Below are 24,695 nucleotides of genomic sequence, written 5' to 3'. Positions count from 1 at the left end.
CGACACATTGCATAATTGAAGGAGTCGTGAAATGTTCAAAATATTAATTGATACATGCGTTTGGCTTGATCTCGCAAAGGATTACCAACAGCAAGCACTCTTGGCTGCCCTTGAAGAACTGGTGCAGCAAGGAGAAATAGAGCTAGTTTTGCCTCGGACAATAATAGATGAATTCGCACGTAACAAGGATCGTGTGATTGAACAAAGTAGCCGAAGCATATCAAGTACTTTAAAACGAGTAAAAGAAGTAGTAGAGAAATTTGGCGATCCGCAGCAAAAAAGTGTTGTAATATCCCAGCTTAACGATGTTGATCATCGTCTTCCTATTTTAGGCGAAGCAGCCGTAGATATGGTTAGCCGTATAGAAAGGCTATTTTCCAGTACTCCTACAATAGAAATTTCCGATGCAGTGAAGCTTCGAGCAGCACAACGAGCGATTGATAAACGCGCCCCTTTCCATAGACAACGCAATAGTATTGACGATGCGATTCTTATCGAGATATATGCGGATTTGATCGAACAAAACGAGGTGGCTGGCAATCAGTTTGCATTTCTCTCTCATAACACACATGATTTTAGCCATCCATATGCAAACAAGAAGTTACCGCACCCCGATATCGAAGCATATTTTTCCACTACTAGATCTCTCTATTTTATAAGTCTGAGCGAAGCACTCCAATACATTCAGCCTGAGCAGTTCGAAGACCTAATGATTGAGCATTATTGGGTTGAAGAACCAAGACGACTGACTGAAATTGTTGAAGCTATTGACGAGTTTGCTACCAAGGTTTGGTACAATCGCCATCAAGTACGCAGAGAGAAAATCGAAGCAGGTATTGTGGAAATTGTTGAGAAAGAACACTTTCCTATTAAGAATCATGAGACACGCCCAATACAGCGCGATATATGGGAAGGAGCACTTAGATCTGCCGCAAGGGTTGAAGAACGTTTCGGATTAGATGATCTAGGACCGTGGGATGACTTTGAATGGGGAATGATTAACGGCAAGCTCTCTGCGCTCCGTTGGGTTTTGGGCGATGAGTGGGATATGTTGGATACGTAGCAATTAAGCCCTATTAGGAAACGCAAGGCAAGAGGATATGACGGTACAAGGCATCGGCAAACCCATGTTTGAAGACACTCACAAAAATATTATATTTATTGAGCAACTAATAAAGGAGCGGGTCTTGTGGTAGACATAAAGAGAAAAATGTTCAACGAGGGTCAGCTTGAAACACTATGTCAAATAATTGCCGATACCAACGATGGACTGACTGGTTCTCAGATTGAATTTTATCTAAGAGCATCTGGAATCGTGGACACCGATCCTAACTTCACGAAATGGAAGCGGCTCTATAATGCCTTAGTAAACAAGCAAAATGAAAGTCAGGCTGGCAATTGCGTATTAACTTTTATTGCAAAAGCGTTGGCTCCTTCGCGATTCGTTGGAAAATCGGACTTTTATCTGGGACTTCTTGAAAGGGTCAATACAGTTCTCTTATTTCACGGACTTAAGTTTCAAGAGGATGGCAAATTTCATAGAGTGGCATCAGCCAGCACTCTTTCAGAAGCAGAAATTCGTGCTTCAAAGCTACAAGAGACTATTGCCAGCAGGAAATTGCATAGTCATCTTCTGAAATTTTGTCGAGCAGAGCTTCTCCAAAACAATTACTTTCATGCAGTTCTGGAGACTACCAAGAGCATTGCATCTATGATTAGAGAAAAAACTGGCTTAACGAGTGACGGAGCGACGCTATTGGATGAGGCTTTTTCAGGAAACTCTCCTATTCTAAAAATCAATTCCTTCATAACCGAGTCAGAAAAGAGCGAGCAAAAGGGCTTTGTGAATCTGGCCAAGGGTTTGTTCGGGACATTTAGGAACCCGACTGCTCATTCTGCACGAATCGAATGGAGCCTGTCGGAGGAGGATGCTGTTGACCTGTTCACATTAGCTTCCTATGTACTTCGGCGCATCGAGAAAAGTAGCTGAAACAGTCACTCAAAAAAAAACTGGCAGTACCGACTCATTATTCAAGTCATGTACTGCCCATTCCTTTTCTCCTACTTAATTACACTCTTCAAATTCATCATAATAAAGTTGATTTTGTATTATATCTAACCTCGTGAATAAGTATACCATTTTCATTCTGCTCAATCATTCTTTCAACAAGTTCCGGTTTAATAACAATGGTATTCAAAGCAGTATCTATCTCTACAAATGTTCGATAATCATTAATTATTAAATTAGATAGACCACTACTTAATCCATTTTTTATTAATGAAATTTTATACTTATCTGTGGTTCCATATTTAATCTTTTCATAAAATTCATTTACCATGATACCAGTATCATTCATTACCTCAATATATTTAATAAAAGTGTTGTCTAGAAAATCCTGTTCATCTTTAATGCGAACTATAGCCAAATTAATTCGTTGTGCCCTGCTTTTTAACTTGATATCCGTCCATAACTCTCTGTGACCATCCCGCTTCTTATCTCCCCATCTCCCGACATAAATGTCTGTTGATTCATTAGAATGTTCTACTTCGTTCCAATATTTCAGAAAACTATTTATCATTTCTCGATAAGACGCATTCTTAATTCTCCAATTTAGGAACATTTGATAAAACCGTTGCGACTCCTTGAAATTCAACCTACTTAAATTTTTATAATCATCATTATTCTTTATAAATGGCAAAAAGATTTCTGCAAAAGCTTCAAAAACTCCCTCTGCAGAATCAATGCTCTGCATCTCATAACCGTTAATGATTTGTTGCATAGCATGTTCATTTGTAATAACATCAATCTCAGATATATTATTCATAAAGCATAACTTTCCGAGCTCTGTTTGTGCGAGTTTCTTTTTATAGTTAGAAATAACACCGGGCTCAAAATTTTCTATAAATTCATCTGCCTCATCTTTTTTAGCCGCGTTAGCTTCTGAAATACTTACGTTTTTTAACAAAACATTAACAGGCTCATCCTTAACTTCTTTGTCTACTTTCATACTATCACGAATAAAATTTTCTATATTGGCATTCTTAGAAAAATAATTAGAACCTACTAAATATATTTTAGGCTCCAATTTTTCTAAGCCACCATCTGTAGGAGAAAAAACCTCACTAAATCTATTAACTCTTCCAATTAAATTTTTAAACTGTGATGGACTCAAGATTCTACGTCCTTTTTTATTGTCTAGCAAAAACATTTTTTCTACGGGAAGATTTACTCCTTCTAAAAGTGTAGAGCTAGTAATTACGAATTTCAGTTCCATTTCCGTTGAAAATAAATGTTCTATATATAATCTTACGTTATCTGGTACAGATCCATGGTGATAAATAAAACCTTTTCGTAAACATTTAATCATAAAGTAATCTGGGTGCATGTATTCACTTAGTTCAGCACAAGCTTGCTGAATTTTTTCAGATATGATTTCATTTGTTCTTGCAACAAACCTAGTTGATAGTTTTTCTATGTCGGAAGGCTTATTTAAATAAATCAGATTTTTAGGACTTTGGTTTTTCAGAATAAAATCAACATCATCTTTAAAGTCCCCTACATCTAATTTGAAAAACTGATTCAGAAAATGGTCATATATCTGAAATTTTTTAGAATCTCTAAAATCATATATATAGAACTTTTCTGTCTTAATATACTCGGTAATTCGAAACGCCTCTAGTGAATAATTCGAATACTTTACAGTTAAATTTGAACTGTCTATCAAAAAGGGGGTCAAAAATTTGAAAATGACATTCTGATTACGCTTCTCTAGTATTGAAATAGTTGCAGCTAACAAAATGTTCCTATCATTATCTTCAAGTAAGTTATGAGCTTCATCAATAAAAACTAAATTAAATGATAATTCAGGATTTTTTCGAAGAAGTCTCAATAATCTTTCTTGAGTCAAAACCGCTGTAATATTTTCTTCGCCTTCCACAAACATTTCGGGATGAGTAATTATTTTTTTAATATTTTCGATTTCACCCTTAATTAAACGCCGTTTTGTTTGAGCTAATAATGCTTTTGTAGGTACTATTATACAGACATTTCCTTCATTTCTTTGTTTCAAAGTTGATATAATAAGCTCTGATTTACCGTAAGAAGTTGGTGCAACAACTGAGACTGTATCCTCTAGCTTTTCATTAAAAAACGTGAATAATTCTTGTTGTTGATCACTAAGATAAATTGGACCCTGCTTATAGTTTTCTCCGTAAGCGGAGTATAACGAGCCAAAAAAAGTTTCTTCAAATTTATTTTGGTATTTCTCTAAGCTTTCAATGAGCTTTACTATTGGGATTAGACCTTCGTTTAGGGCTATATCATATAACGGTCTATAGTCTTTTGTAAGATTACAATAAAAAACAAGGATTCTGTATCCTAAACGTGAAACATCTGAATTAACATCATTAATAAATATTATGGCAAGTGATAGCAACTTTTTATATTCAATATTATCTTGAATATTTCCAACTATTAACTTTTCATAAATTTCTTTGAAATTTGTGTTTCTTATTCTATTAAGAGTCAAACCTTTCATTACTCTGCCTCCGATTTTAAAAAATCAACGACTTTTTGATAGGTACTCTTCTGAAAAGAAAAAACTATAACCTCTTTAAAAATTTTCTCTCCAGCTATACTTATTGAAGCTCCTTTAATGTCGGTTTCTTTAATCTCGTCTGATAGACTCGAAAAGAGTGAAGAGACTAGAATTACGTTCTTATCAGTGCTTTTAGCATTTTCATCAACAATTTCGTCCTCAATATTGCCTAAAATCTCCACAACAGCATCCTTCATATCTTTTTTATTTTCTAACGCTATCGTAGCGCCATTAATTGCGTTTTCCCAAAAAGTTGTATGATTTTCATTTAATCTTCTATTTAAATCCCTCTTTGCTGTACCCAAAAGAGCGATTACTGTTTCTGTAGCATTCTTATTTTTATGAAGCTCCCCTGACTTTACCTCCGTAATCCATAATTCATTTTTTCCACGAGAATAGAGAATTACGTCAAAGCCCTTTTTAATGCTTCGTTCTTCAAGATTAAAATAAGGAGAGACAGCGCTGAATTCTTCAAAAAATTGCATGACAAGGATGTGTGTTAACAACTCTCCGATCATTCCCATTTTTGTATCAGGTGCTTTGGTTTCATATCTACTTAAAAATTCACTTAGTGTTTTTTTATAGCTATAGGCTTTTCTTGTTGAAGCTGCCTTGGAAGGTCCATAACAAACAGAAGCTAGTTGCTTACGTAAAATTTCCTTAATGTCATCGGACAAATTATCAATATGACAAATAGCATATCCCTTTTGCCTTGAAAATCTGATTCCATCTATATTGGTCGCAGTGATCATTTTTTCCCCCTAGTTATTTTCAATTTCTCAGTAACAAAGGTTCGAATGAACTAACCCGAATTTCAAAAATGTAGTCCTTATGACTCGAGTAATGTGTCCTATATGTATTCCTTAATCATTCGACTTTTCCCTTTCTTTTTCCTCTAAATTCTCTGTAAGTTTTTCCATGAATTTGTCGTTTTTAGATAATTTCTATACTACCTAGCATCTTGCTCAAACCCTAATGCAAGCAAAAAGCAAAAAATCTAAATTTGAGGAAGAATGTAGATGAGCTATGATCTTTTTTTCATTGGATTAAGTATTCTGCTCTTCCACCCTCCAAGAGGCCCGCCTTTTGGGACTCTTGAGAATGGTGTAAAGGCAGGAATAGCAAAATGTCATTTTGCGAGAAAACAGCGTGAAAGCAGAGCTTTCACCGACATTTTGAGAGGATTAACCCCGACAATCGAATGTCACGTTCAAATCCTCCTAAGGAGGGAGATGCCATTGGCCCGAAAAGAAAAAACCGAACAAATCACCGTTAAACTCCCTAAATCACAGTATGACTCACTTAAGAAATACGCGGCTTCCAAACATCTCAGCATGGCGGATGTAGTACGCGCCTTCATCCAAAAAGGGATGTCCATCGAAGCCTACTCCCAAGAGATCGACTTCATTACTTCTATCATCCGCCAAGAGATTGGCATTGCGATTAACGGCCTCAGCAATCGTCTGGCCGGACTTGCCAGCAAAGACCTGATCATGTCCGCCGCGGCGTACTATTCCACGATTGCCATCATTGCCGATCTCATTGATACCCACCGTTACACGACCTTTCGGGAAATCGAACGGAAAGCACGACAACTGGCGGTCGAGTATACCAAAATGAAGCTGACCGATGCGGAAAAGCTCTTCCTCTCTGGCGATGCTTTTGAGCAAAACTTGGAGCGCTTGCGTGGAGGACAATCCGATGTCGGCACTGATTTATAAGCAGCGCTTCTTTCATCCCAACCATCCCAAAACGGCTGTTAGCAACTATGTGCATATCGGGTATATCGCCACCCGTCCTGGTGCAGCCAAGCATCCAAACAAAAGACACGGGTTATTTGGTAAGCTGAAGCCCGGTCCATTGCAAGCCTTTGATTCCTGGCAGGAAGTCGCCCGGATTGCCCGACAAATCTCCCGAGAAGGCAAAAATATGTACCGCAGTGTCATTTCCTTTCAGACCGCGACCGCGCTTGAACTTGGTTTAACGGTTTTCAACGATTGGCAGCAGTATGTCGAACAACATATCGCCACCTTGGCTGCCCAAAACCAAATCAAGATTGAAAACCTATGCTGGGCCGCCGCCTTTCATAATGAGCGCGATCATCCACATCTCCACATTGTATTTTGGGACAAATCGCAAACGATCACCAAAAACTTCACCCATCCTGAAATCCCTAATCGCATTCGCAAGCAGCTCATCAAAGACACTTTTGCATATAAAATCAAGCAATTTTGTGCGCTACGCGACGAGGCGAAATCCGGTATCACGGAACTAACGGACCGCCTTGTTGATGAATTTGAGGATTACCTGAAACGATTGAATCCAAAAGCATTCCGCACTTTCCAGCATCGCTTCGAACATGAAGACGAAGACTTCTTGATTCGATTCCCCAAACATCATCTCATCGAATCGTCTTCCACCAAGCATTTGGCAAATCGATTGTTTGAACTCCGTCGCTTTCTCCCTCCCACCGGCAGGCTCGCCTATCAACTACTGCCACAGGAAACCAAAATACATCTCGACGAGCTGGTGCAAGAACTACTCAATGACAATCGCTATCTGGCGCAATTGGTCAACGATTATGTACAGGCCAAGCTGGAGCTAGCCCGACTCTACACGCCCGATCCGGATCATTTGGAGAAACAACGTGGCAACTATCAAGCGGAGGCAGAAAAGCGGATTGCAAACCGCATCCTTTCCACACTACACACCATGATCAAAATGGAGATGGAGTCGGCATCTGCCATTCGGCAAGCAGATCGGCAACATGCACTCGCTGAGCAGCTACTGTTGGAACTGCTGAACATGATGGAGAATCTTGCGATGCGTACCCGATTGGATGTCGATGACAAACTTAGCGTAATGGGTGGTGAACTGTCCAAGCAAGCCAAGAAAGAATGGCTGCTACGGCACAAAGACCGCGGCATGGAAAGATAATTCTGCCACTCTTTTTTGTGGAAAACCTGTGTACAACATGTGTGTAAACTGTGGATGATTCAAAACGAAAGGAGCTATTCGATGTTCTTTACAGATGGAAAACTTCGCCCCTATGAACAACTAATGCGCCAGTCCCCACGCCGGCCGCCCTCAAACAAAAAGCAAAAAGAACACTCTCAACCTCACTCGAAATCACGTCCAAAGATGCCCAGCAAGGAGCAAACAGATAGAATCACTGATCGGCTGTTGGAACCTGATGCGGAAGCAGATCAAGAAAGCTAATGATACTTTACCGACCATCTGAAAGGTGGGGAATCCCTTGAAAAGCAAAAGCGAATTTTACAAAGCCTTTTTTGCTGCGCTTGTCGAGCAGGGAATCGAAGTTCGCCGCTCTACCTCCGCCGACTATTTCGCTGATCTTTATTGGAAAGACCAGCTCATTGCCTTTTTCACTCGTATGGACAGCCTCGAAAAAAATCCCTTTGTCACGGTTCCCGACCGGCTGATGAGCGGGATTCAGGACTTGGCTCGGAAAACGGCGTTGCAGCTTGGCATCTGCACCGAAAAACCGTACACGGACAAAGATGCCAAAATTGCCAACGGTGTATATAAGTTGTGCGAGTACGGCGATGTCGTGCTGGCGTGCAAGCATCATCCGCTGTTCGAATACGTCTTTTCCACTTATCGCCTGTCCCCGGACAACGGGAGCCCTGTACAGCGCCAATACTTCTACAACAAAGAAGAAGCGTTGGAGAACTTTGCGTGCCGCAGCGGGTTAGTCGATGAACGAAAATTGTTCAATGAAGCTGAATTACTGCTTATTTACGATGAAATGGTCAAATTCCTCATCACGCCGAATGACAAAACAGTCGAGCAGTTTGAGCAGGTGCAGATCCTGATTGGTAAGCTGGAAGACCTGTTGCCCGCGCTAAAAGATCGGGAAATCCACCTCGATTACGAGCAAGAATTTGCCCATGATTACGACGGCAATCTGGAAGCACTGGAGGTCGCCGACGAACGATAAAGGAGGTCGCTCACATGTCCAAGCCGGAAAGCTCCATATGGGGCAACATTTTAACCTGCGTCGAAATCGGCTTGCACATCTACGGCATTATCGCTGAGAAAAACAGCGGTGTGGTGCTAGATGCCGATTACGCCAAAGAGGCGCTTAGTGAACAAGCGTTGCAAGCCGGAGAAGTTCATGGCGATCACATCTATTTTGACGATGTGAAGAGCGTCATTCCCGCTTACGAATTGCTGCAACAGGATGCCATAACCGACCCTGAATTTAAGGAACACTGCGGCAGTCCCGAGCAGCTTGCCGAAGAGGGTAAGTTTTTCGCACCAGAATACTTTGGCGAGTTTGCTGCACCGAGTGCAACGCCTTGGGGCGAGATCACTAGTGATCGCTTCCTTCATAACGGGCTATATATGCTGGAGAGTCGCGGGGAATGGCAATTAGCTGTACATCAAACGATTGCCGAACATTGCTTGTCTGAGTCCGCTCAACAGTTAGCCCCTGGATATGGGGACTACCTCTACTACCCGCTGGATGCCTGCGCGATCCCGATCTACGAATTATCCGCATCTCACCCCGCTATTGCCGAACAAATTGTCAGTGACGACAGTCTGGCGCATACGTTATGTGAAGACTATCCGGCTTACGTGGCGATGCACAACCTGCATACGGATGAATGGAGCCATATCCATGATTGCGCTGCACCCAAATCACTCTTTCTGCAAATCCAACTGGATCAGGCTGCTGCCGTCGAAAAAGAACAGAGCCATCCGCATATACAGGTTCCCTACGAGACGGACAAAATAGCCGCGCCGCTTCAGACCAGGGAGCCGGACGATTTTTTTGAACCTACAGGAGAACTCGAACTTTGAAGACGAAACAAAAAGCCAGGCTTTCTGGCCTCATCGTCGTGCTGGGAGGCGCATGCAATCTCTTTATCAGCACCGCCCTTCATTCCCTGCTGTCTGGAGAAACTTCCCGGCTTGCCTTTCCTTCCCTTGCCTCCTGTCTCGGCAGTCTGCTTATCTATCGCGGGCATCTTCTCCTATTCGTATGCCTGCAAAGCATTGTCCTGGTGCTTGCCATGCTGTTCTTTCTCACGAACAGTCAGCCTTATCAAAGTAAATTACGGCAAGTCGCTCCCGGTATTGAAACGCCGGTTCCTACTGGACAGCATCAGCACGGATCGGCCCGCTGGTTGGGAGAAGAAGAATGGTCCTACGCTTTTGATCATTACACACTTGATCTTCGCCATCCGCTTATCCGGCATCTGATTCATTCGGGCTACGACGATCTGCAATTTTTGCACGCATCTAAACAGGAGGTCATAGAAGATGAAGCTGTTTCATCCGAAAACTATTCCGAAACTTGATTCATCGTTACCTCTAAAAACTGGCGGCATTGTGCTGGGGCTGAATCAGCAACGTGGAAAGGAACGGCTCTATTATGTAGGCGATGATGTCCATACGCTTTGTATTGGCGCTACACGCAGCGGTAAATCCCGCTCGGTCGTCCTGCAATCCATTGGCCTATTGGCGCTTGCCGGTGAATCGCTTGTCATCTCCGATCCGAAAGCAGAGTTATTCCACTACAGCGCTCCCCTCCTGGAAAAGCTCGGTTATGAGGTACTCACGCTGGATTTTCGTCACCCGGAAAAGAGCCACCATTATAATTTGCTTCAACCGGTTATTGATGCCACCCTGAGAGGAGATCAGGAGCAAGCCGAAATGTTAGCCTGGGACATGACGAATGTGCTGGTCGGCAAAGCGCAGGGCGAAAAAATTTGGACGAACGGCGAAATGTCCGTTATCGCTGCCTCCATCCTGAGCGTCATTTGGGACAATATCAAGCGGCCGGAATATCAGAATATGACGAACGTATATTGGTTCCTCGCCGAAATGAACAAGCCAACGGGCAACAAAACACCGATGCAGGAGTACATCAAGCGTCTGCCGCAGCAACATCCGGCGCGAGCGCTGCTCAGTATCTCCGACATTGCCCCATCGCGTACTAAAGGCAGTTTCTTTACCTCGGCGCTCACGACACTGCGATTGTTTACGTCCAAGTCTATCTATGCGATTACCCATAAAAGCGACTTTTCTTTAGCCGACCTTGGCGAGAAGAAACGGGCGCTTTTTATTATTTTGCCGGACGAAAAGACGACCTTCTATCCGGTTGCCTCCCTGATGATTTCTCAGCTATATGAGTTGCTGACAGCTGAGGCCGACAAACGCGGCGGACGGCTCAAGCGACGTGTCAACTTTCTACTCGACGAGTTTGGAAACTTTACGCCGATTGCCGATTTTACGAACAAATTGACGGTCGGCGGCGGACGCGGGATGCGCTTCAATCTGTTTGTGCAGAGTTTCGAACAGCTAAAGGAAAAATACGACGATCATGTGGCGAGTACGATCAAATCGAACTGCCAAACGTGGATTTATTTGCAGGCAGACGACTTGGAAACGCTACGTGAAGTCAGCGAGAAACTCGGAACCTACACCACCTCCAGCTATCAGTTGTCCGCCTCCCACGGAAAGTATACGACGCCAAGCACATCCCATAGTCTCAATCTGTTGGAGCGCAAGTTGCTAACCATAGATGAAGTGCGCCGCATCTCCCGTCCTTATCAACTCGTCCTCTCCCGCAGTCATCCGGCGATGATGTTCGCTCCCGATTTAAGTGCTTGGGCTTTCAATCGCATGATGGGACTTGGCGACAAGGAGCATAATCGACGAGTACGAGAAGAACGGGAAAAGCGAAGGCCCATCCGAACTGACACCCGAGAGGAGGTGAAACTGTGGAACATATGGGTGTATTACCAGAAGGACATCGCAAGGCAATTAGCCGAACAGCAACGCGCGGCAGCCGCGCAAAACGGATTTCCGCCTTTTTCTTCCGAAGAGTAGAAGTTTTGATCCGCTTTTCTTCAGTGGCAGCGGGCGCCCTCTTTGGTTTCCTTTGCTTAACGTCTTCCGTTTCTGCAAACAGCATTCAGGATAGTAAATTAGCCAAAGGGACGGAGAAACTGATCGGAGACGCCACCACATGGCTGATGATACTGGCTCCCGTTGTAACCGGACTGCTCATTATTTATTTCTTTATTCGCCGATCGGCTGCTGACGAAATGGACACCAAAAAGTGGAACAACCGTATTATCGTCGCGGTTGTGTCTTGTATCGGCGCAGTGCTTGGTTCAGCCTTGCTCAACGTCATTATCGGTTATTACAAGTAAGACCAGCCTGCTGATATCGGCAGGCTATTTCATTTCCAATATCCATTTAGGAGGCTACTTTTTATGAAACAATGGCTGCAAAAGCAATTCATTCGTCCGGTAATCAAAGCAAAGAATGCGGTAAGTAACCGCCGCGGAGAAGGTTTCGTGGATACGGCGGTCAAGATTCTTATGGCTGTTGTCATTGGGGCGCTCGTCTTGGCCGGTCTGTATATGCTCTTTGGTGATACCATTTTACCGACGCTGAAACAACGAATTCAGGAAATGTTCAATTACAGGGGATAGGCCCTGCCTGGAGCGGAAGCGGCGTTACCGCCGCTTTCCCGGAAAGGAGGAATCGGTGGATAAAATTCTATTGTTACTCATTGTCGCCATTCTAAATGGCGCGCTCATCTACATGGATACGTTGTTGAAAGACATCATCCCCATCTCTCTTTATGCAGAGCGTTACATGACGCTTTCCACCGGTGTGGATCTTGCTGAGAGTTTGTATGATATCCTATTCAGCTTTGGCGTCGCGCTTATGATCTTGAAGTTTTTGAAAAAAGGATTTGAAATTTATGTCCTTTGGACGGACGGCGATCCGGATGAGGAACCGCTGTTTTTGCTCACCAACTTTTTCCGGGCCATGGCCGTCGCCATCTGCTTTCCCACCATCTACACGTGGCTCGGTCAGATCGTAGAGGAATTAACGGACCGCCTGCTGGTTGTCATTGGCCAATCCACCGATTATAACTGGCAGTATTGGGTGGACAGCATCAGTTCACTGGGACTCGTGACGGCCATTTTCGGTCTAATCTTTGTTGTCTGCTTCTTCATTCTTTATTTCCAATTTCTGATGCGCGGGCTGGAGATGTTTATTTTGCGGGTCGGTATTCCACTTGCTTGCGCAGGCCTGCTGGATAATGATCGAGGCATCTTTCGCGCCTATGCGCAGAAATTCATGCAATCGATGCTGGCGGTCGTCATTCAAATCGCACTAGCCAAATTGGGCGTTGGCCTGATGTTACAAGACCATATTTTTTGGGGTATGGCTTGCATGGTGGTAGCGATTCGGACGCCTCGATTCCTGTCTGACTTCCTGATTACAACCGGTGGGGGCGGCGGTGTCGTGAACAACGTCTACCAGAGCGTAAGGCTAGTCGGCATGGCCCGAAAGCTCATAAAGGCCGGGTGAAGAAATGATTACGCTAGAGGAACTGGCCCAGGCGATTATCGTACTCATTCGCCTGGGCTGCGTTTTCCGTTTCATCTATTGCATGGTGCGCCTTTCAGGAGCCGACGACGAAGCAAGCAAATACAAAAAGCGCACGCGCAATGTCGTATTGTTTTATGTGCTCGCAGAAAGCATCTGGCAAGTGAAAGACATTATTCAGTATTACTACCAGTAACAGAGGTTTCCCTCCCCATCACAGGGGAAAGCGGAACCTGCATCCACGAGCTCCTGCAAATCTTAATCATTTCGCTTAACCGCATTCGCTCTCTCCATAATTTCCTTTACAATTGAATCTTTTGCATCTGCATAATCTTGTACGTGACGCCATTGATGTTGTGCCAAGCTACGCTTCACTTGTGCATACACGTCCCGGTCGGATTCGTTCGCTTTGAGCCAATTGCGGAAAAGCAACATTCGGTCGATTTCGGACGTCCCCTGGCTAAACACATGAAGATTAATAGCCGTATCGGGACCTTGGAATAGACGGTGTTCAAACCAATCGGGTTCCCGTATGTGTAACGTGTATCCCTCTTCCTCCAAGTCAGGAACGTAGGCCGTTTCGTCAGCAGAATTCTCTACTACCAGCAACATATCGATGATTGGCTTGGCACATAATCCTGGCACCGAAGTAGATCCAACATGCTCCAATTGCAGAACCTTGTTTCCAAGTATTGAACGAATTCGTTCGGCCTCTTGCTCGAAAAGTTTAGGCCAGTGCGGATCATAATCCTGGAGAGTAATGGATGTGTTGTGAGGCTTCAATTCACCAACCGTTGCTTTCTGAAGCCTTTCCTCACTGGTAGATGCCATATTTGAATGATCATGATTCGATGTCAAATACTCCACCCGCTTTCTTTCATATTTGATATGAAAATGCTGAGCTCTTCAATATACCACAAATATATATCGAAGCAAATGCCTGTGCATTCCCCTTTCCTCACCCTCTATTCCTTGTTCTTAATTCATTTCAATCGGAAAAAGGAGATGCCTACTCTACCATGGATCAAAATCAATCTCTATACATTCCCTTAGGCGTCAAGCCGGAAGCCGAGTGGTTTCCCGGCTTCGGTCAACGTCAGCTTGGTCAATCAGCTATTGGCTCACTTGCTGCTGTTGTAGTCGCCCTATGTCTTTGGCTGATGGGCGGCAGTGTTCCGCTCGCAGTGGTTACTTTCCTGATCGGCGTGTCCGCCTCTGTGATGATGACAACCAAGGACCGTCATAATTTGTCTGTACTGGATCAGATCATGTTTATGATTCGTTATGCCAAGTCGCAGAAGTTCTACCCTTATCGCAGTTTAAACACTTGGACTACGACGGAATACAAGCTATGATGCACGCAGAAACCGCCTTACTGATACAGGTGATGTTATTTTCTACGCTTCTTCTTATTGCTAGTTTTCACGACATTCGCACACGCGAGGTTCCCAATTGGGTGCCACTCGCCTTAATCGGCTCAGGCTTGCTCCAGTTCCAGCTTGTTCCGGCTCTTATCGGCCTCGTATCTACCAGCTTGCCTTATCTGCTTGCCGCTGTTACCACAAACGGAAAAATCGGCGGCGGCGATATTAAGCTGATGGCAGCCTGTGGTTTTGTTTTGGGTCCAGTCGGCGGCCTTCTGCAAAGCATTATCGGGTTAACATTCGTTTTGCTCTTCGCGATAGGATTCGTTTATCGTCATGGGCTTAAAAAAACCAAGCAAACCGCCTTCCCGCTCGTTCCTTTTCTTGCGGCTGGCGGTTTGCTCACGTTTACATTACTTTATTTGTGATTGACGAAGGAGGATATTCCAATTCATGAATTGGCTAAAAAACCGTACCGTTCTGGGGATAAGCTGCATAATCTTATCCCTTATCCTTTGTCTCGGCATTGCGCCGCTGTTGAATCGAAGCGCCAGTGAAAAAGTCGCGATTGCCCGCATCGTTCAAGAGGTAGCCGAGGGCGAGGCCATCACTGCCGCTCATGTAGAGACCGTGTATGTAGGAGCCTACAATCTGCCCACTGACGTGCTAAAATCCGAAGACCAAGTTGTCGGACAGTATGCCGCGGCGGATCTGAAAGTTGGAGATTATTTGCTCCCTTCCAAATTGTCAGCCTCTCCCCTCGATGCCTATTTAACCCGTCTGGACGGACAGAAACAAGCCTTGTCGGTTACAATCAAAAGCCTCGCAGCGGGCCTTTCCGGCAAGCTTCAACCTGGTGATATTGTCAGCTTATTCGCCACCGACTACGGCGACTTTCGCACAACCACGTTGCCCCCGGAACTGCAATACGTAGAAGTGCTGTCGGTTACGACCAGCAGTGGTCTGGATGCCCAAACCACAGCAAACGATCAAAACGAAAGAGAACTGCCTTCCACACTTACCTTGCTCGTCCGGCCTGAGCAAGCCGTATTGCTGACCGACATTGAAAGCAAAGGAAAACTACATGCGGCATTGGTTTATCGGGGAGATGCGGCAACAACACAGTTATTCCTCGATAAACAAGAAGCCTATTTCTCGTCCAAATCACAACCGGAGGATGTTGCTCATGAGTAATAAACCGCTTATCGTCTTATGGGGCAGTCCGAATAGCGGTAAAACCATCGCTACCGTCAAATTAGCGCAAGCTCTGGCCGCTCACCGTAAAAATGTACTCGTCATATTCAGCGACGCCCTCTGCCCTTCCGTTGCCGCTATCGTACCTGGGCAAGCTAATGAGCAGAAATCGCTTGGTGAGCTGCTCAGTCTGCCTTCGCTTGCCCAGGAAGATCTGCTCCACTATTCGCTTGCGTTAAAAGGCTCGCCCCATCTCGCCTTTCTCGGTTATAAAAAAGGCGATCATATCTTTTCTTATGCCGACTATAGCCGCGAGCGAGCCGTCGACTTGCTGACTCTGGCCAGACATACTGCCGATGTTGTGCTGGTAGACTGCGCCAGCTATGTGTCTTCTTATTTGCTTTCGACCGTGGCGCTGGAGTTAGCCGACGTAATATTCCGATTTCACAACTGCGATCTCAAAAGCCTGATGTTTTACGCCTCCTATTTGCCGTTATTGTCCGATGCCCGATTTCAGCATGCGGAGACGATTCCGATTTTGTCCAATGTCAAGCCTGGACAAGATAACCGGGCGTATAGCCAAGTTGTCGGAGGTATCCGGTTCCTTCTGCCGCACGTCGCAGCGTTGGAACAACAAGCCCTCGAAGCACGACTCATGGACCCGCTTCCGTCTGGTAAGGACGCGACTCTTTATCAGGAAGGTATCTCCCACATGATGAGGTTGATCATCCCCGAGGACGTACAGAAGCCACATAAGAGTCCCGCAGCAGCTACGGGCAAAGCATCTGTCGCTCCATGGTTCAAAAAGCAGCTTGAACATTGGCGAGGTGATCGAAAATGAATCAATCCGCACTCTATTTCTCTAGCCAGTCCAAGCCTTTTAGTGAAGTGTTGATAGAGGTGCAAGCTTACCTCTCCAGCAAATACGCGACTTTGCTCAGCAGTCATCAGGTAGAACAGAAACAGCAGATTATCGCCTATATCAGTCAATACTTGACCGATCACCGGCTGCACGTGCCTGGCCTAGCTTTTGATGAGCTGATCGACCGTTTGTATGCGGAAATGGTCGAGTATTCGTTTTTGACACGCTATTTATTCGCGAGTGATGTGGAAGAGATCAACATTAACGGCTATAACGACGTGAAAATCAGTTACACGAATGGTGCTATCCTGCCTGCTGATGAACAATTTGCTTCCCCCGAACACGCGATCAATGTCATTAGGCGTTTGCTGCACCAATCCGGTATGATTATCGACTACTCGCAGCCCATCGTTCGCGGACACTTGGCCAACAATATTCGCATTACCGTTTTCGGCATGCCGATCACGGATAAGGACAAGGGCATCGCCGCTTCCATTCGAATCGTCAACCCACAAAAACTGGCGCGGGAGGATTTTATCCACAGCGGTACAGCCACCGGTGAAATGCTGGACTTTCTCAGCCTATGCCTGCGATACGGTCTTTCGATCTGCGTAACCGGAGCAACCGGCAGCGGCAAGACGACCCTTATGAGCTGGCTATTGTCAACGATTCCTTATGACAAGCGAATCTTTACGATTGAAAACGGCACTCGCGAGTTTGACCTGGTGATGACGGACGGGGAAGGGCACGTCCTGAACAACGTGGTGCATACAGTGACACGATCCAGTGAAGACCCTCGTCAAAACATCGACCAAGAAAAATTGTTAGAGTATGCCTTGACTGCCAACCCCGATGTAATTTGTGTAGGTGAGATGAAATCTGCCGAAGCATTTGCTGCACAGGAAGCAGCCCGTACCGGACATACGGTCATTACGACAACCCACGCCAATTCCTGTCTCGCCACCTATTACCGAATGGTGACACTTTGCACACAAAAATACGAAATGAACGATAAAACACTGTACAATCTGGTTACTGAAGCATTTCCGATTGTTCTGTTTGTCAAAAAACTGGAGGATAATGTCCGTCGCATCATGGAAATCACCGAATGCCGCATTCATTCTGACGGTACGCGTGAGGTGGTTCCTTTATACCGATTCGCCGTCCACTCTACACGGGAAGTCTGCGGGCAAATTCGTATCGAAGGTGACTTCGAAAAAGTAAATGACATCTCGCCAGGTTTGCAGAAACGTCTATTGGAAAATGGCTTGCCGCTATCCATGTTGCAACAATTAAGAGGGGGCGATAGCACATGATGGTGTTGCTCCTGCTTTCCTTTGTTGGCTTATCCGCTGGAAGCCTGATATTACTGAGCCTGACTCCCCGTTCGTTAATGGAAGCTTTATCGGAGTTCTTGCAACGGAGGCAGATGCACAGGCAGCCGATCGCCGAGCAAATTCGGCGTGTTCAGCGACCGAAGAAATTGAAGGGCTGGCGCGCCACCATTGTCGAGGCGACCACGATCTTACATCAAATCGGACACGAACAGCGTACAGGTTTCCTTTTCGCCCTTTCCTTGATGCTGGCGATAGGCGGCGCTCTACTCGCCCTGATACTGGATAACATTTGGCTTTTGCCCGTCCTTGCAGGCGGGTTTGCCATGTCGCCTTTTTGGATCGTGCTGTTTCGTGCAACGTTCTACAAAAAGCGGCTGCATGACGAATTGGAAACCGCATTATCCGTTATTACAACATCTTATTTGCGCAGCGAGAATATTCTAGCGGCGGTCGAGGAGAATTTGCCGTATCTGAATCCGCCCATATCCGATGTGTTTCAAGCATTTTTAGCGGAATCCAAATTGATTCATACCAATTTGCATCTGGCGCTCACAGAGCTGCGCGGCCGAATTCATCACAGCGTGTTTCAGGAATGGTGCGACGCCCTGATGGCATGTCAGGAGGATCGGACGTTGAAAACAACACTGATGCCTATTGTCACCAAGCTGTCAGATATGCGCATCGTGTCCGCTGAACTGGACGCAGCCCTCTATGAACCACTCAAAGAGTTTATTACGATGGGTCTGCTGCTGATCGGCAACATTCCGCTGCTCTATTTCTTAAATCGGGATTGGTATCGCGCCCTGACGCAAACGACGCCAGGGCATATGGTTTTGGCATTGTGCGCGCTAGCAATCTTGGTATCTTTGGCTGCCGTCATCCGGCTGACGCGGCCGCTTGATTATCGAAGATAGGAGGACCCTTTATGAACAACAAAGACGTCGCTTCCTTGCTGGGAGAGTTGATAGAGTCGGATAAGGGTGAATGTGTCAGTTTGGAAAAGCTGCTTGATCGGTACGGCGTGGTCGGCTTTTTCCAAAAGTTAGATGAGAGAATGCCCTTGTCAACGGAAAGCTTGGAAAAACTTCAAGCGCTTCAATCCTTGATGGACATCCTGTCACAAAGGTATGTGGAACTTGGGAAGGGAAACGGATATGAGCCAGCTCCACACCAATGAGAAGTATGTGGCTGATTTTGTCCATTCCATTCACAAATTAACCCGCATCCCATTGCACAAGCTGGAGGAATACGGCAAGGTAAACAACCTCATCAACGTACTGGAACATCCTCGTGTATTGGAGCCGACCACTGCACAATTTCAAAAAATCGAGCAACTCAATGCGTTCCTTCGGGCCTACCGCGTGGTTAAGTGGGAGGAGGAAAACGCCAGACTGTGTATTCGCTCACCACAGCAAGCCGGCGACTATTTTTCCACGCTTCTCGATGGCGTTCGGGACCGGGAACGGTTTATGGTTGCCTTCTTGAACAACAGCAATCGCATCATCGAGACCCGAACGATTTCGGAAGGCGGCATCGACCAAGCGCCTGTCTACCCCCGTGATGTTCTAAAAGCCGCCTTGAATTGCGACTGCTCTGCTGTGATCTTTGCGCATAATCATCCGGGCGGCACCCTCTCCCCTTCTCCCGAAGACGTACAGTTAACGCGACGGATGGTCGATATTTTCGAGCCCTTAAACATCCAAGTACTCGATCACATCATCATCGCGGGCAATGGCTACCTGTCCATGGCTGAAATGGGCAAACTGCCAAGCGTTGCAGAAAGGGCCGCCAACTACGATTCCATCTCGCTTCCGGTGATGGAACAAAGCGGCTTTCCATACGAAACATTGCATTCGCCAGATGAAATTGAAGATGAATGGGAACGGTAAAGGAGGTGTCATTTGATTCATGACAGAACTTTTTGTGGGCTTCAGTCTGTTTTTTGCAGCCGGAGCCTATTTTTTATTAGCCGATCTATTGCAAGTCTCCACCCGTGCCAGCACAAAAGCGATTCTGCAGGTCGCCAAAATTGGAAAAGGAAAACCATCCTCCCTGCATGTCCCTCTCTTTCGCCTCTCCGCTAGGCTAGCCGAACACTTGAAGCTCAGTGACTACTACAAACGAAAAACAGCGGCTACGCTTCATTCAGCCGGCATCTCCCTCACACCCGAAGTGTTCCTGTCGCAAGCAATTGTGAAAGCAAGTCTAATCTTTGGTGCCGGAATGGCCCTTCTTCCCTTTCTGCCGCTGCTATCCCCGCTCTTGATCTTTCTGGCTATCGCCTTCTTTTTTAAAGACTACCGCTCCGCCGATGAAGCAGTACGAAAAAAGCGTGAGCAAATCGAATCCGAACTTCCCCGATTCGTCGCAACCGTATCGCAAGAATTAAAGGCCTCACGCGATGTCCTGCGGATACTTGAGACGTATGCGAGCCATGCTGGAGAGAGTTTACAGCATGAACTGCAAATGACGATCGCTGATATGAAAAGCGGTAGTCTGGAAACCGCGCTACTCCGACTGGAAACCCGGATCGGCAGCACGATGCTGTCTGATATGGTACGTGGCTTATTGGCCGTATTACGCGGTGATCAGGGTGTGGTCTATTTTGAAATGCTAGCGCATGATTTCAAGCTGGCCGAGATCCAACGACTCAAACGGATCGCGATGAAGCGCCCCGGCAAAATTCGCAAATATTCCTTCCTAATGTTAGCCTGCTTCATGCTTACCTACATGGTCATTATCGGTATGGAGCTTATGAAGGCTATCGGTGAGTTGTTTTAATCTGTTTATGAAAGGAGGCTTTCTATGCTGTATCGAGCGCTCCGCTCCCGCCGCGGCGAAGGGTATATCGATGTTACCGTCATTGTGCTCGCAGCCATGCTTTGCATCGGACTTGCCATTCAAGTTTTTCCGGTATTTATGGCCCAGCAAAAGCTGGATACGTTCGCGAGTGAATTGGTCCGGGAAGCAGAGATTTCTGGCAGAGTCGGCCCCGAAACCACACAGCGAGCCAATGAGTTGCAACTGCAAACCGGACTGTCGCCCACCATCGCATGGAGCAAAACCGGCCCAATTCAAATCAACCAGGAGGTAACAGTCACACTGCGCACGACAGCAGATATCGGTTTTGGAAGCTTTGGATCATTTCCCATCGAGCTTTCAGCTACTGCGAAAGGAAAGTCCGAGGTGTACTGGAAATGATGCGATTCTGGAAAAATTGTTCCGGCAGCGGGTATCCGCTTGCGATTACAATTGTGCTGGCAATTCTGCTGCTATCTTGCTGCATATTTGAATATTTCCGGCTGTCCATCATCGCAGCAGAGGTAAGGAACGCCACACAAAGTGCCATTATATCCGTGGCAACAGAAAATTACAGTCTGGTCTACAACGGCTTGCGGCAAAGCTATTCAGGCGGGTATACTCGAGCCGACAATCAATGGCAAGAATCTTGGACAACAGGTGACATTTACAACCGCATTAGCTGGGATTTAGGACTGGTTCAAGAAGGGAGCAGATATGTGCGGAAATCCTCTGACTACACCGAGTACAGCATCTCTGAACTTGAAGTCGATATCATGAATACACCGTTCGCTCCTGCGTCACCCGATTCCATTCAACAATTTACCGCCGAGGCACAGTTACAGCTTGCCGTGCCGCTATCTTTCGGCTGGGGCCATCTGCCTCCCTTGAAAGCGAAATTGAAGGTTCAGGCTGTGTATCGACCACGATTTTGAAAGTGCAAGATTCTGCTGTAATCAACAAGATCGCTATTCAAGTTGGAATTTACAGATTTATACAGTATAATGAGGATAACCTTTCCTTTTTCGATTCGTTCACTGAAAAGGAGTTGATTCGTCGTGAAACGTAAAATATGGGTATGGACGAGTTGCATTATTCTTTTAGGTGCCATTGGTTTGTGGGCGTTCAGCAACGATGGAGGCCAATCTTCCGAGGTTGAAACGATCGTGCCTCCCTCTCCTGATCTCGCTCTTGTGACGATACCCGATATTGATTCCGAACCATCTTCTAAGACCAACACAAATTCGGAATCACCTGGGCAGAGCCCAGAAAAAGACGGTTCTGCTTCAAGTCCAATTCCCGAAACTTCGCAAAATACAGAACTAAGTATTTCAGAACCACCTGTCCTGCAACCGGAGAAAGAAGTTACAGAAGTCGAAGTCCCTCTTACCGATCCGACACCAACGCCAAAACCGACAGAGCCGCCAAAGCCTAGGCCCAAAGAAACAGATAAACCACAGTCTCCTGACACTCCGCCTACTTATGAGGAGAAGGAAACTCAGCCCAATAAGCGGCAGGATGAGCCGAAAGCTGGTAACAAAAACGAAAATGGAAAAGTCCTCGTGCCAGGGTTCGGTTGGGTTGAGCAAGGAGGCCCTAGTCAAGGTAGCAAAAGTGAATCAGATGGAGATTGGAATAAACAAATAGGTACAATGGATTAATCTATTAATGAAGCAGAGGTACAGGTAATCACCTGTACCTCTTTGCTTTGGGAGGAGATTCGATTGAAACGTATCCTCATATCGGTTTTAACTTTATTGGTCATGGTTTCTTCCTTCTGTTCCCCTATTTATGCAAACGGCGACGGGAATATTGACAATGGCGGAGGGGACATGGGATCAGGAACAGCTCAAAATAAATGGACACCCGGTTATGACGGAGTACGGATTACCATAATCCACTCTAGTGACAAAGCAGTGGTTTCCACCCCTATTGACTATACCAACAAGACATTGCCTAGAGACATCATACACTTTGGAAAGACTAGCAAGATTCAATATCTAAATCACAGCCCATTGAAGCCCTCTACCGATATCTACCGATATAAAATCCCTGCATCGCCAATGCCACGCATAATCAGCTCTGGCGGCACCGTTACCGACATCGAGGTCATCAAAAAATATTTCACTTCTGAAGGCGCAGTAAAAATGGTAGCCAACGATACTGGCATCGAGTTCGATTCGTTAACTAACGGAAACTATAAGCTGTTGCTGGAGCCCATTGCGTATCTAACCTTTCAAGGCGTATTCATGTCGATGACTGCTCATGAAGCGGCTTTGTACGATCAAGTCCTTAGTGGCGGTCTACGTTCCAAAATGGTGAGCCTCACGCATCAAAATCTGCCTTTGTCCATGTTTCTTGAAACGCCTGACCTTGATTTTCCAGCATGGAGCGGCTCACGCAGAGGCAGAGTGAGCAACGACCAGATTATCTCATCCTTAGGACTTGGTATTGTCCGTTTTAACGGTGCGCCAACTACACCTCCACCACCGGTCCAGACAAGCGTGCAGTATCGTACCAATACCGATGTCATCACCTCCGTACGGCTCTCCACTTCCACCGCGATTACTCCCGAATCCCCAGCCAGCGTATCATTTCATATTTTGGATAGCCGTTATACGGTTAGCAATATTGTCATTCCAGAGGGGGACAGTCAACTGGTTTGGGTGAAATGGCGCACGCCAAGCCAGCCTCAGACACTCTCCATTCAGGTAAGTTCATCCAAGGGTTCATTAAGCGCATCTTCCATCACCGCCTCCATTGTTGATTTAAATCAGAATATCCCCCCTGATCCAAAGGCCACAGACCGAAATAACAGTTTTCAGCAACCGTCCATCCCTTGCTATGCGACCAAAACGTCCGCTTCATGGGGCATATGGTCTGCCCACTGGCATGAATATTGGGTTTGGATTCCCAAGTGGCGATGGATCAGCACGGGACCCGATTCCGGTTATTGGGTAGATAACGGACATTGGGTAGATCAGGGCTGGTGGGAATATACTTGGACAGGTTATCGTGCCTCGCTTTCGGCCACACAATCCATTTCCCCTGATGCCAAGTCTCCCACTACAGTTTCCGACCGTATCAAATCCGGATACGGAATTGAAATGGACGTATCGGCTGACGTGTCTTCAAATGCGCCCAGCAGCCACTTAACCGGTGCGCAAAATGCCGTTTCCTATTTCCCTGAGTTTAACTATCGAACATATTGGCGATTGCATGATCTGAAAACGAGTGGATTAAACGCCGACTTTTGGCTAAAAACGAATGACTTCTCCACTTATCAAAGTCGGGTGCACTTCACGCCAATCTGGTATCCGGACGGTTCCTATACCCCGATTACGCATGTATTGGATGCCTGGACCCCAGACGGGATGCTCACCCTGCAACTTCAAAGCTCCATCACCATATCCGATAATTTGTTTTCCGATTGGCATATCGCACCACTAAAATAACGAAAGGATGGTGCTGCTTCCATGCTGCTGCCGATCCTCATCCTGCTCCTCTGCCTCATAGGCGGAGGAGCTGTTCTATTTTTCCTCCGAACCAGCAAGCGACGATCGCAAGCGACGAGTGACGCAGCTAGGCAAACAGCGCAACAATTCGTCAACGTTCAAGATATTCAAGGACATTTCCTGTATACATTGGACGGATGGGTACTATCTTATCTTCGCATCTTTCCGATCAGCCTTGACCTGTTAAGTCTATCAGAGAAACGGATGCTCATCCGAAAGTTAACCGCTGAGCTTTCTTCCATTCGGTTTCCCTTTAAATTTCTGGCTGTAAGCCGACCCGTCGATATTTCGCCCTTAATCACAGATCTTTCCTCTCTTCTCCCCTCTGCAGATTCAGCCCAAAAGGAACTGCTGCGTCAAGAATTGATGGAGATGAACTCATTAGCGCTATCCGGTGAAGTGGTCGAGCGACAATTTTATTTGTCGCTCTGGCAGCGGCAAGGGCAAGGCGGCGAACGCGAACTACTAGACAAGGCAAAGCGACTTGTCCAGCACTTTGAGGATGCTGGGGTTCAAGCTCAACTCCTCAAACAACAGGAGATTGTTCGGCTATGCAATCTGGTAAACAACCCAGCATACAGTCATCTGGACCAAGCTGACCCAGAGGAAGCAATACCATTTTTATTTTACAGGGAGGGATAACA

General features: G+C 45.9%; 29 protein-coding genes. 26 read left to right on the top strand and 3 right to left on the bottom strand.

Translation table 11 applies throughout. The features are described from left to right. The first annotated feature begins 31 nt into the window (after positions 1–31). Positions 32–1,063: a PIN domain-containing protein gene (locus KJS69_RS00855; RefSeq protein ID WP_213581129.1), complete on the top strand. Its 1,032-nt coding sequence runs from the start codon at positions 32–34 to the stop codon at positions 1,061–1,063. 126 nt (positions 1,064–1,189) lie between these two features. Next, the gene (locus tag KJS69_RS00850) at positions 1,190–1,990 is read left to right on the top strand and encodes a TIGR02391 family protein (protein WP_213581128.1); all 801 of its coding nucleotides are present in this window, start codon (positions 1,190–1,192) and stop codon (positions 1,988–1,990) included. Positions 1,991–2,087: 97 nt separating this feature from the next. Here KJS69_RS00850 and KJS69_RS00845 read toward each other — a convergent pair whose 3' ends face one another. Both KJS69_RS00845 and KJS69_RS00840 read right to left on the bottom strand, forming a co-directional pair. Beyond that, positions 2,088–4,538, bottom strand: a complete 2,451-nt coding sequence (locus KJS69_RS00845) for a DEAD/DEAH box helicase (protein WP_213581127.1) — start codon at positions 4,536–4,538, stop codon at positions 2,088–2,090. Continuing rightward, positions 4,538–5,350, bottom strand: a complete 813-nt coding sequence (locus tag KJS69_RS00840; protein ID WP_213581126.1) for a Hachiman antiphage defense system protein HamA — start codon at positions 5,348–5,350, stop codon at positions 4,538–4,540. Before KJS69_RS00840 ends, KJS69_RS00845 begins: the two co-directional genes overlap by 1 nt. A 486-nt stretch (positions 5,351–5,836) precedes the next feature. On the opposite strand from KJS69_RS00840, the gene KJS69_RS00835 reads away from it, so the two are divergent. From KJS69_RS00835 to KJS69_RS00790, 10 genes are all read left to right on the top strand, one after another. After that, the gene (locus KJS69_RS00835) at positions 5,837–6,319 is read left to right on the top strand and encodes a hypothetical protein (RefSeq protein ID WP_213581125.1); all 483 of its coding nucleotides are present in this window, start codon (positions 5,837–5,839) and stop codon (positions 6,317–6,319) included. Beyond that, a complete protein-coding gene (mobP3, locus tag KJS69_RS00830; protein ID WP_213581124.1) occupies positions 6,300–7,535 on the top strand; it encodes a MobP3 family relaxase in 1,236 nt (411 codons plus the stop codon). The genes KJS69_RS00835 and mobP3 overlap by 20 nt, the downstream gene beginning before the upstream one ends. 319 nt (positions 7,536–7,854) lie before the next feature. Beyond that, positions 7,855–8,559, top strand: coding sequence for a hypothetical protein (locus tag KJS69_RS00825; RefSeq protein ID WP_213581123.1), 705 nt, complete (start codon positions 7,855–7,857; stop codon positions 8,557–8,559). 14 nt (positions 8,560–8,573) lie between these two features. Then, on the top strand, positions 8,574–9,425 hold the full coding sequence (locus KJS69_RS00820; protein WP_213581122.1) for a hypothetical protein: 852 nt from the start codon (positions 8,574–8,576) through the stop codon (positions 9,423–9,425). Further along, a complete protein-coding gene (locus KJS69_RS00815) occupies positions 9,422–9,925 on the top strand; it encodes a hypothetical protein (protein ID WP_213581121.1) in 504 nt (167 codons plus the stop codon). Before KJS69_RS00820 ends, KJS69_RS00815 begins: the two co-directional genes overlap by 4 nt. Next, positions 9,888–11,459 carry a VirD4-like conjugal transfer protein, CD1115 family gene (locus KJS69_RS00810; protein ID WP_213581120.1) on the top strand — a complete coding sequence of 524 codons (1,572 nt, stop codon included), beginning with the start codon at positions 9,888–9,890 and terminating at the stop codon, positions 11,457–11,459. Before KJS69_RS00815 ends, KJS69_RS00810 begins: the two co-directional genes overlap by 38 nt. Before the next feature lie 5 nt (positions 11,460–11,464). Further along, positions 11,465–11,785 (top strand): Mbov_0395 family pilin-like conjugal transfer protein, encoded by a 321-nt coding sequence (locus KJS69_RS00805; protein WP_212978232.1) that lies wholly within the window; start codon positions 11,465–11,467, stop codon positions 11,783–11,785. A 63-nt stretch (positions 11,786–11,848) separates the two neighbouring features. Then, positions 11,849–12,070 (top strand): DUF6133 family protein, encoded by a 222-nt coding sequence (locus tag KJS69_RS00800; protein WP_213581119.1) that lies wholly within the window; start codon positions 11,849–11,851, stop codon positions 12,068–12,070. 55 nt (positions 12,071–12,125) lie between these two features. Beyond that, positions 12,126–12,962 (top strand): conjugal transfer protein TrbL family protein, encoded by an 837-nt coding sequence (locus tag KJS69_RS00795; RefSeq protein WP_179014572.1) that lies wholly within the window; start codon positions 12,126–12,128, stop codon positions 12,960–12,962. 4 nt (positions 12,963–12,966) lie between these two features. Next, positions 12,967–13,176 carry a mercury transporter gene (locus KJS69_RS00790; protein ID WP_213581118.1) on the top strand — a complete coding sequence of 70 codons (210 nt, stop codon included), beginning with the start codon at positions 12,967–12,969 and terminating at the stop codon, positions 13,174–13,176. Between the two features lie 62 nt (positions 13,177–13,238). Here the strand turns inward: KJS69_RS00790 and KJS69_RS00785 are convergent, their stop codons facing one another. Next, the gene (locus KJS69_RS00785) at positions 13,239–13,811 is read right to left on the bottom strand and encodes a GrpB family protein (RefSeq protein WP_213581779.1); all 573 of its coding nucleotides are present in this window, start codon (positions 13,809–13,811) and stop codon (positions 13,239–13,241) included. 188 nt (positions 13,812–13,999) lie between these two features. Between KJS69_RS00785 and KJS69_RS00780 the strand changes: the two genes are divergently transcribed. The 14 genes from KJS69_RS00780 (at position 14,000) to KJS69_RS00715 (ending at position 24,693) form a co-directional block, all read left to right on the top strand. After that, positions 14,000–14,335: a hypothetical protein gene (locus tag KJS69_RS00780; protein WP_213581117.1), complete on the top strand. Its 336-nt coding sequence runs from the start codon at positions 14,000–14,002 to the stop codon at positions 14,333–14,335. Continuing rightward, positions 14,332–14,772, top strand: coding sequence for a prepilin peptidase (locus KJS69_RS00775; RefSeq protein ID WP_213581116.1), 441 nt, complete (start codon positions 14,332–14,334; stop codon positions 14,770–14,772). The genes KJS69_RS00780 and KJS69_RS00775 overlap by 4 nt, the downstream gene beginning before the upstream one ends. Before the next feature lie 25 nt (positions 14,773–14,797). Beyond that, complete coding sequence (gene cpaB, locus KJS69_RS00770; protein ID WP_213581115.1) at positions 14,798–15,538, top strand: Flp pilus assembly protein CpaB; 741 nt, start codon at positions 14,798–14,800, stop codon at positions 15,536–15,538. Continuing rightward, positions 15,531–16,379, top strand: a complete 849-nt coding sequence (locus KJS69_RS00765) for a hypothetical protein (protein WP_213581114.1) — start codon at positions 15,531–15,533, stop codon at positions 16,377–16,379. Before cpaB ends, KJS69_RS00765 begins: the two co-directional genes overlap by 8 nt. Further along, on the top strand, positions 16,376–17,716 hold the full coding sequence (locus tag KJS69_RS00760) for a CpaF/VirB11 family protein (RefSeq protein ID WP_213581113.1): 1,341 nt from the start codon (positions 16,376–16,378) through the stop codon (positions 17,714–17,716). Before KJS69_RS00765 ends, KJS69_RS00760 begins: the two co-directional genes overlap by 4 nt. Continuing rightward, positions 17,713–18,651, top strand: a complete 939-nt coding sequence (locus KJS69_RS00755) for a hypothetical protein (RefSeq protein ID WP_213581112.1) — start codon at positions 17,713–17,715, stop codon at positions 18,649–18,651. Before KJS69_RS00760 ends, KJS69_RS00755 begins: the two co-directional genes overlap by 4 nt. Positions 18,652–18,662: 11 nt before the next feature. Further along, on the top strand, positions 18,663–18,914 hold the full coding sequence (locus tag KJS69_RS00750) for a hypothetical protein (protein WP_213581111.1): 252 nt from the start codon (positions 18,663–18,665) through the stop codon (positions 18,912–18,914). Then, positions 18,892–19,626 (top strand): JAB domain-containing protein, encoded by a 735-nt coding sequence (locus KJS69_RS00745; protein ID WP_213581110.1) that lies wholly within the window; start codon positions 18,892–18,894, stop codon positions 19,624–19,626. Before KJS69_RS00750 ends, KJS69_RS00745 begins: the two co-directional genes overlap by 23 nt. Positions 19,627–19,645: 19 nt before the next feature. After that, positions 19,646–20,518 (top strand): secretion protein F, encoded by an 873-nt coding sequence (locus KJS69_RS00740; protein WP_213581109.1) that lies wholly within the window; start codon positions 19,646–19,648, stop codon positions 20,516–20,518. Between the two features lie 24 nt (positions 20,519–20,542). Then, on the top strand, positions 20,543–20,938 hold the full coding sequence (locus KJS69_RS00735; RefSeq protein ID WP_249730290.1) for a DUF4320 family protein: 396 nt from the start codon (positions 20,543–20,545) through the stop codon (positions 20,936–20,938). After that, entirely contained in the window at positions 20,935–21,471 is a 537-nt protein-coding gene (locus KJS69_RS00730) for a hypothetical protein (protein ID WP_213581108.1), read from the top strand. Before KJS69_RS00735 ends, KJS69_RS00730 begins: the two co-directional genes overlap by 4 nt. 123 nt (positions 21,472–21,594) lie before the next feature. Next, positions 21,595–22,197 (top strand): DUF6550 family protein, encoded by a 603-nt coding sequence (locus KJS69_RS00725; protein WP_213581107.1) that lies wholly within the window; start codon positions 21,595–21,597, stop codon positions 22,195–22,197. 63 nt (positions 22,198–22,260) lie between these two features. After that, positions 22,261–23,991 (top strand): DUF8193 domain-containing protein, encoded by a 1,731-nt coding sequence (locus KJS69_RS00720; RefSeq protein ID WP_213581106.1) that lies wholly within the window; start codon positions 22,261–22,263, stop codon positions 23,989–23,991. A 21-nt stretch (positions 23,992–24,012) separates the two neighbouring features. Then, positions 24,013–24,693, top strand: a complete 681-nt coding sequence (locus KJS69_RS00715; protein ID WP_213581105.1) for a hypothetical protein — start codon at positions 24,013–24,015, stop codon at positions 24,691–24,693. Positions 24,694–24,695 lie beyond the last annotated feature (2 nt).

Source organism: Paenibacillus sp. J2TS4, from assembly GCF_018403245.1.
GTDB lineage: Bacteria > Bacillota > Bacilli > Paenibacillales > NBRC-103111 > Paenibacillus_L.
This window is presented reverse-complemented; position numbering and strand designations above follow the sequence as displayed.

Bases quoted from the DNA above. Each gene is read 5' to 3' on its own strand.
- KJS69_RS00855 (WP_213581129.1), top strand. From the start codon at position 32: ATGTTCAAAATATTAATTGATACATGCGTTTGGCTTGATCTCGCAAAG.
- KJS69_RS00845 (WP_213581127.1), bottom strand. From the start codon at position 4,538: ATGAAAGGTTTGACTCTTAATAGAATAAGAAACACAAATTTCAAAGAA.
- KJS69_RS00840 (WP_213581126.1), bottom strand. From the start codon at position 5,350: ATGATCACTGCGACCAATATAGATGGAATCAGATTTTCAAGGCAAAAG.
- mobP3 (WP_213581124.1), top strand. From the start codon at position 6,300: ATGTCGGCACTGATTTATAAGCAGCGCTTCTTTCATCCCAACCATCCC.
- KJS69_RS00820 (WP_213581122.1), top strand. From the start codon at position 8,574: ATGTCCAAGCCGGAAAGCTCCATATGGGGCAACATTTTAACCTGCGTC.
- KJS69_RS00810 (WP_213581120.1), top strand. From the start codon at position 9,888: ATGAAGCTGTTTCATCCGAAAACTATTCCGAAACTTGATTCATCGTTA.
- KJS69_RS00800 (WP_213581119.1), top strand. From the start codon at position 11,849: ATGAAACAATGGCTGCAAAAGCAATTCATTCGTCCGGTAATCAAAGCA.
- KJS69_RS00790 (WP_213581118.1), top strand. From the start codon at position 12,967: ATGATTACGCTAGAGGAACTGGCCCAGGCGATTATCGTACTCATTCGC.
- KJS69_RS00785 (WP_213581779.1), bottom strand. From the start codon at position 13,811: ATGGCATCTACCAGTGAGGAAAGGCTTCAGAAAGCAACGGTTGGTGAA.
- KJS69_RS00780 (WP_213581117.1), top strand. From the start codon at position 14,000: ATGGATCAAAATCAATCTCTATACATTCCCTTAGGCGTCAAGCCGGAA.
- KJS69_RS00775 (WP_213581116.1), top strand. From the start codon at position 14,332: ATGATGCACGCAGAAACCGCCTTACTGATACAGGTGATGTTATTTTCT.
- cpaB (WP_213581115.1), top strand. From the start codon at position 14,798: ATGAATTGGCTAAAAAACCGTACCGTTCTGGGGATAAGCTGCATAATC.
- KJS69_RS00765 (WP_213581114.1), top strand. From the start codon at position 15,531: ATGAGTAATAAACCGCTTATCGTCTTATGGGGCAGTCCGAATAGCGGT.
- KJS69_RS00760 (WP_213581113.1), top strand. From the start codon at position 16,376: ATGAATCAATCCGCACTCTATTTCTCTAGCCAGTCCAAGCCTTTTAGT.
- KJS69_RS00755 (WP_213581112.1), top strand. From the start codon at position 17,713: ATGATGGTGTTGCTCCTGCTTTCCTTTGTTGGCTTATCCGCTGGAAGC.
- KJS69_RS00750 (WP_213581111.1), top strand. From the start codon at position 18,663: ATGAACAACAAAGACGTCGCTTCCTTGCTGGGAGAGTTGATAGAGTCG.
- KJS69_RS00745 (WP_213581110.1), top strand. From the start codon at position 18,892: ATGAGCCAGCTCCACACCAATGAGAAGTATGTGGCTGATTTTGTCCAT.
- KJS69_RS00740 (WP_213581109.1), top strand. From the start codon at position 19,646: ATGACAGAACTTTTTGTGGGCTTCAGTCTGTTTTTTGCAGCCGGAGCC.
- KJS69_RS00735 (WP_249730290.1), top strand. From the start codon at position 20,543: ATGCTGTATCGAGCGCTCCGCTCCCGCCGCGGCGAAGGGTATATCGAT.
- KJS69_RS00730 (WP_213581108.1), top strand. From the start codon at position 20,935: ATGATGCGATTCTGGAAAAATTGTTCCGGCAGCGGGTATCCGCTTGCG.
- KJS69_RS00715 (WP_213581105.1), top strand. From the start codon at position 24,013: ATGCTGCTGCCGATCCTCATCCTGCTCCTCTGCCTCATAGGCGGAGGA.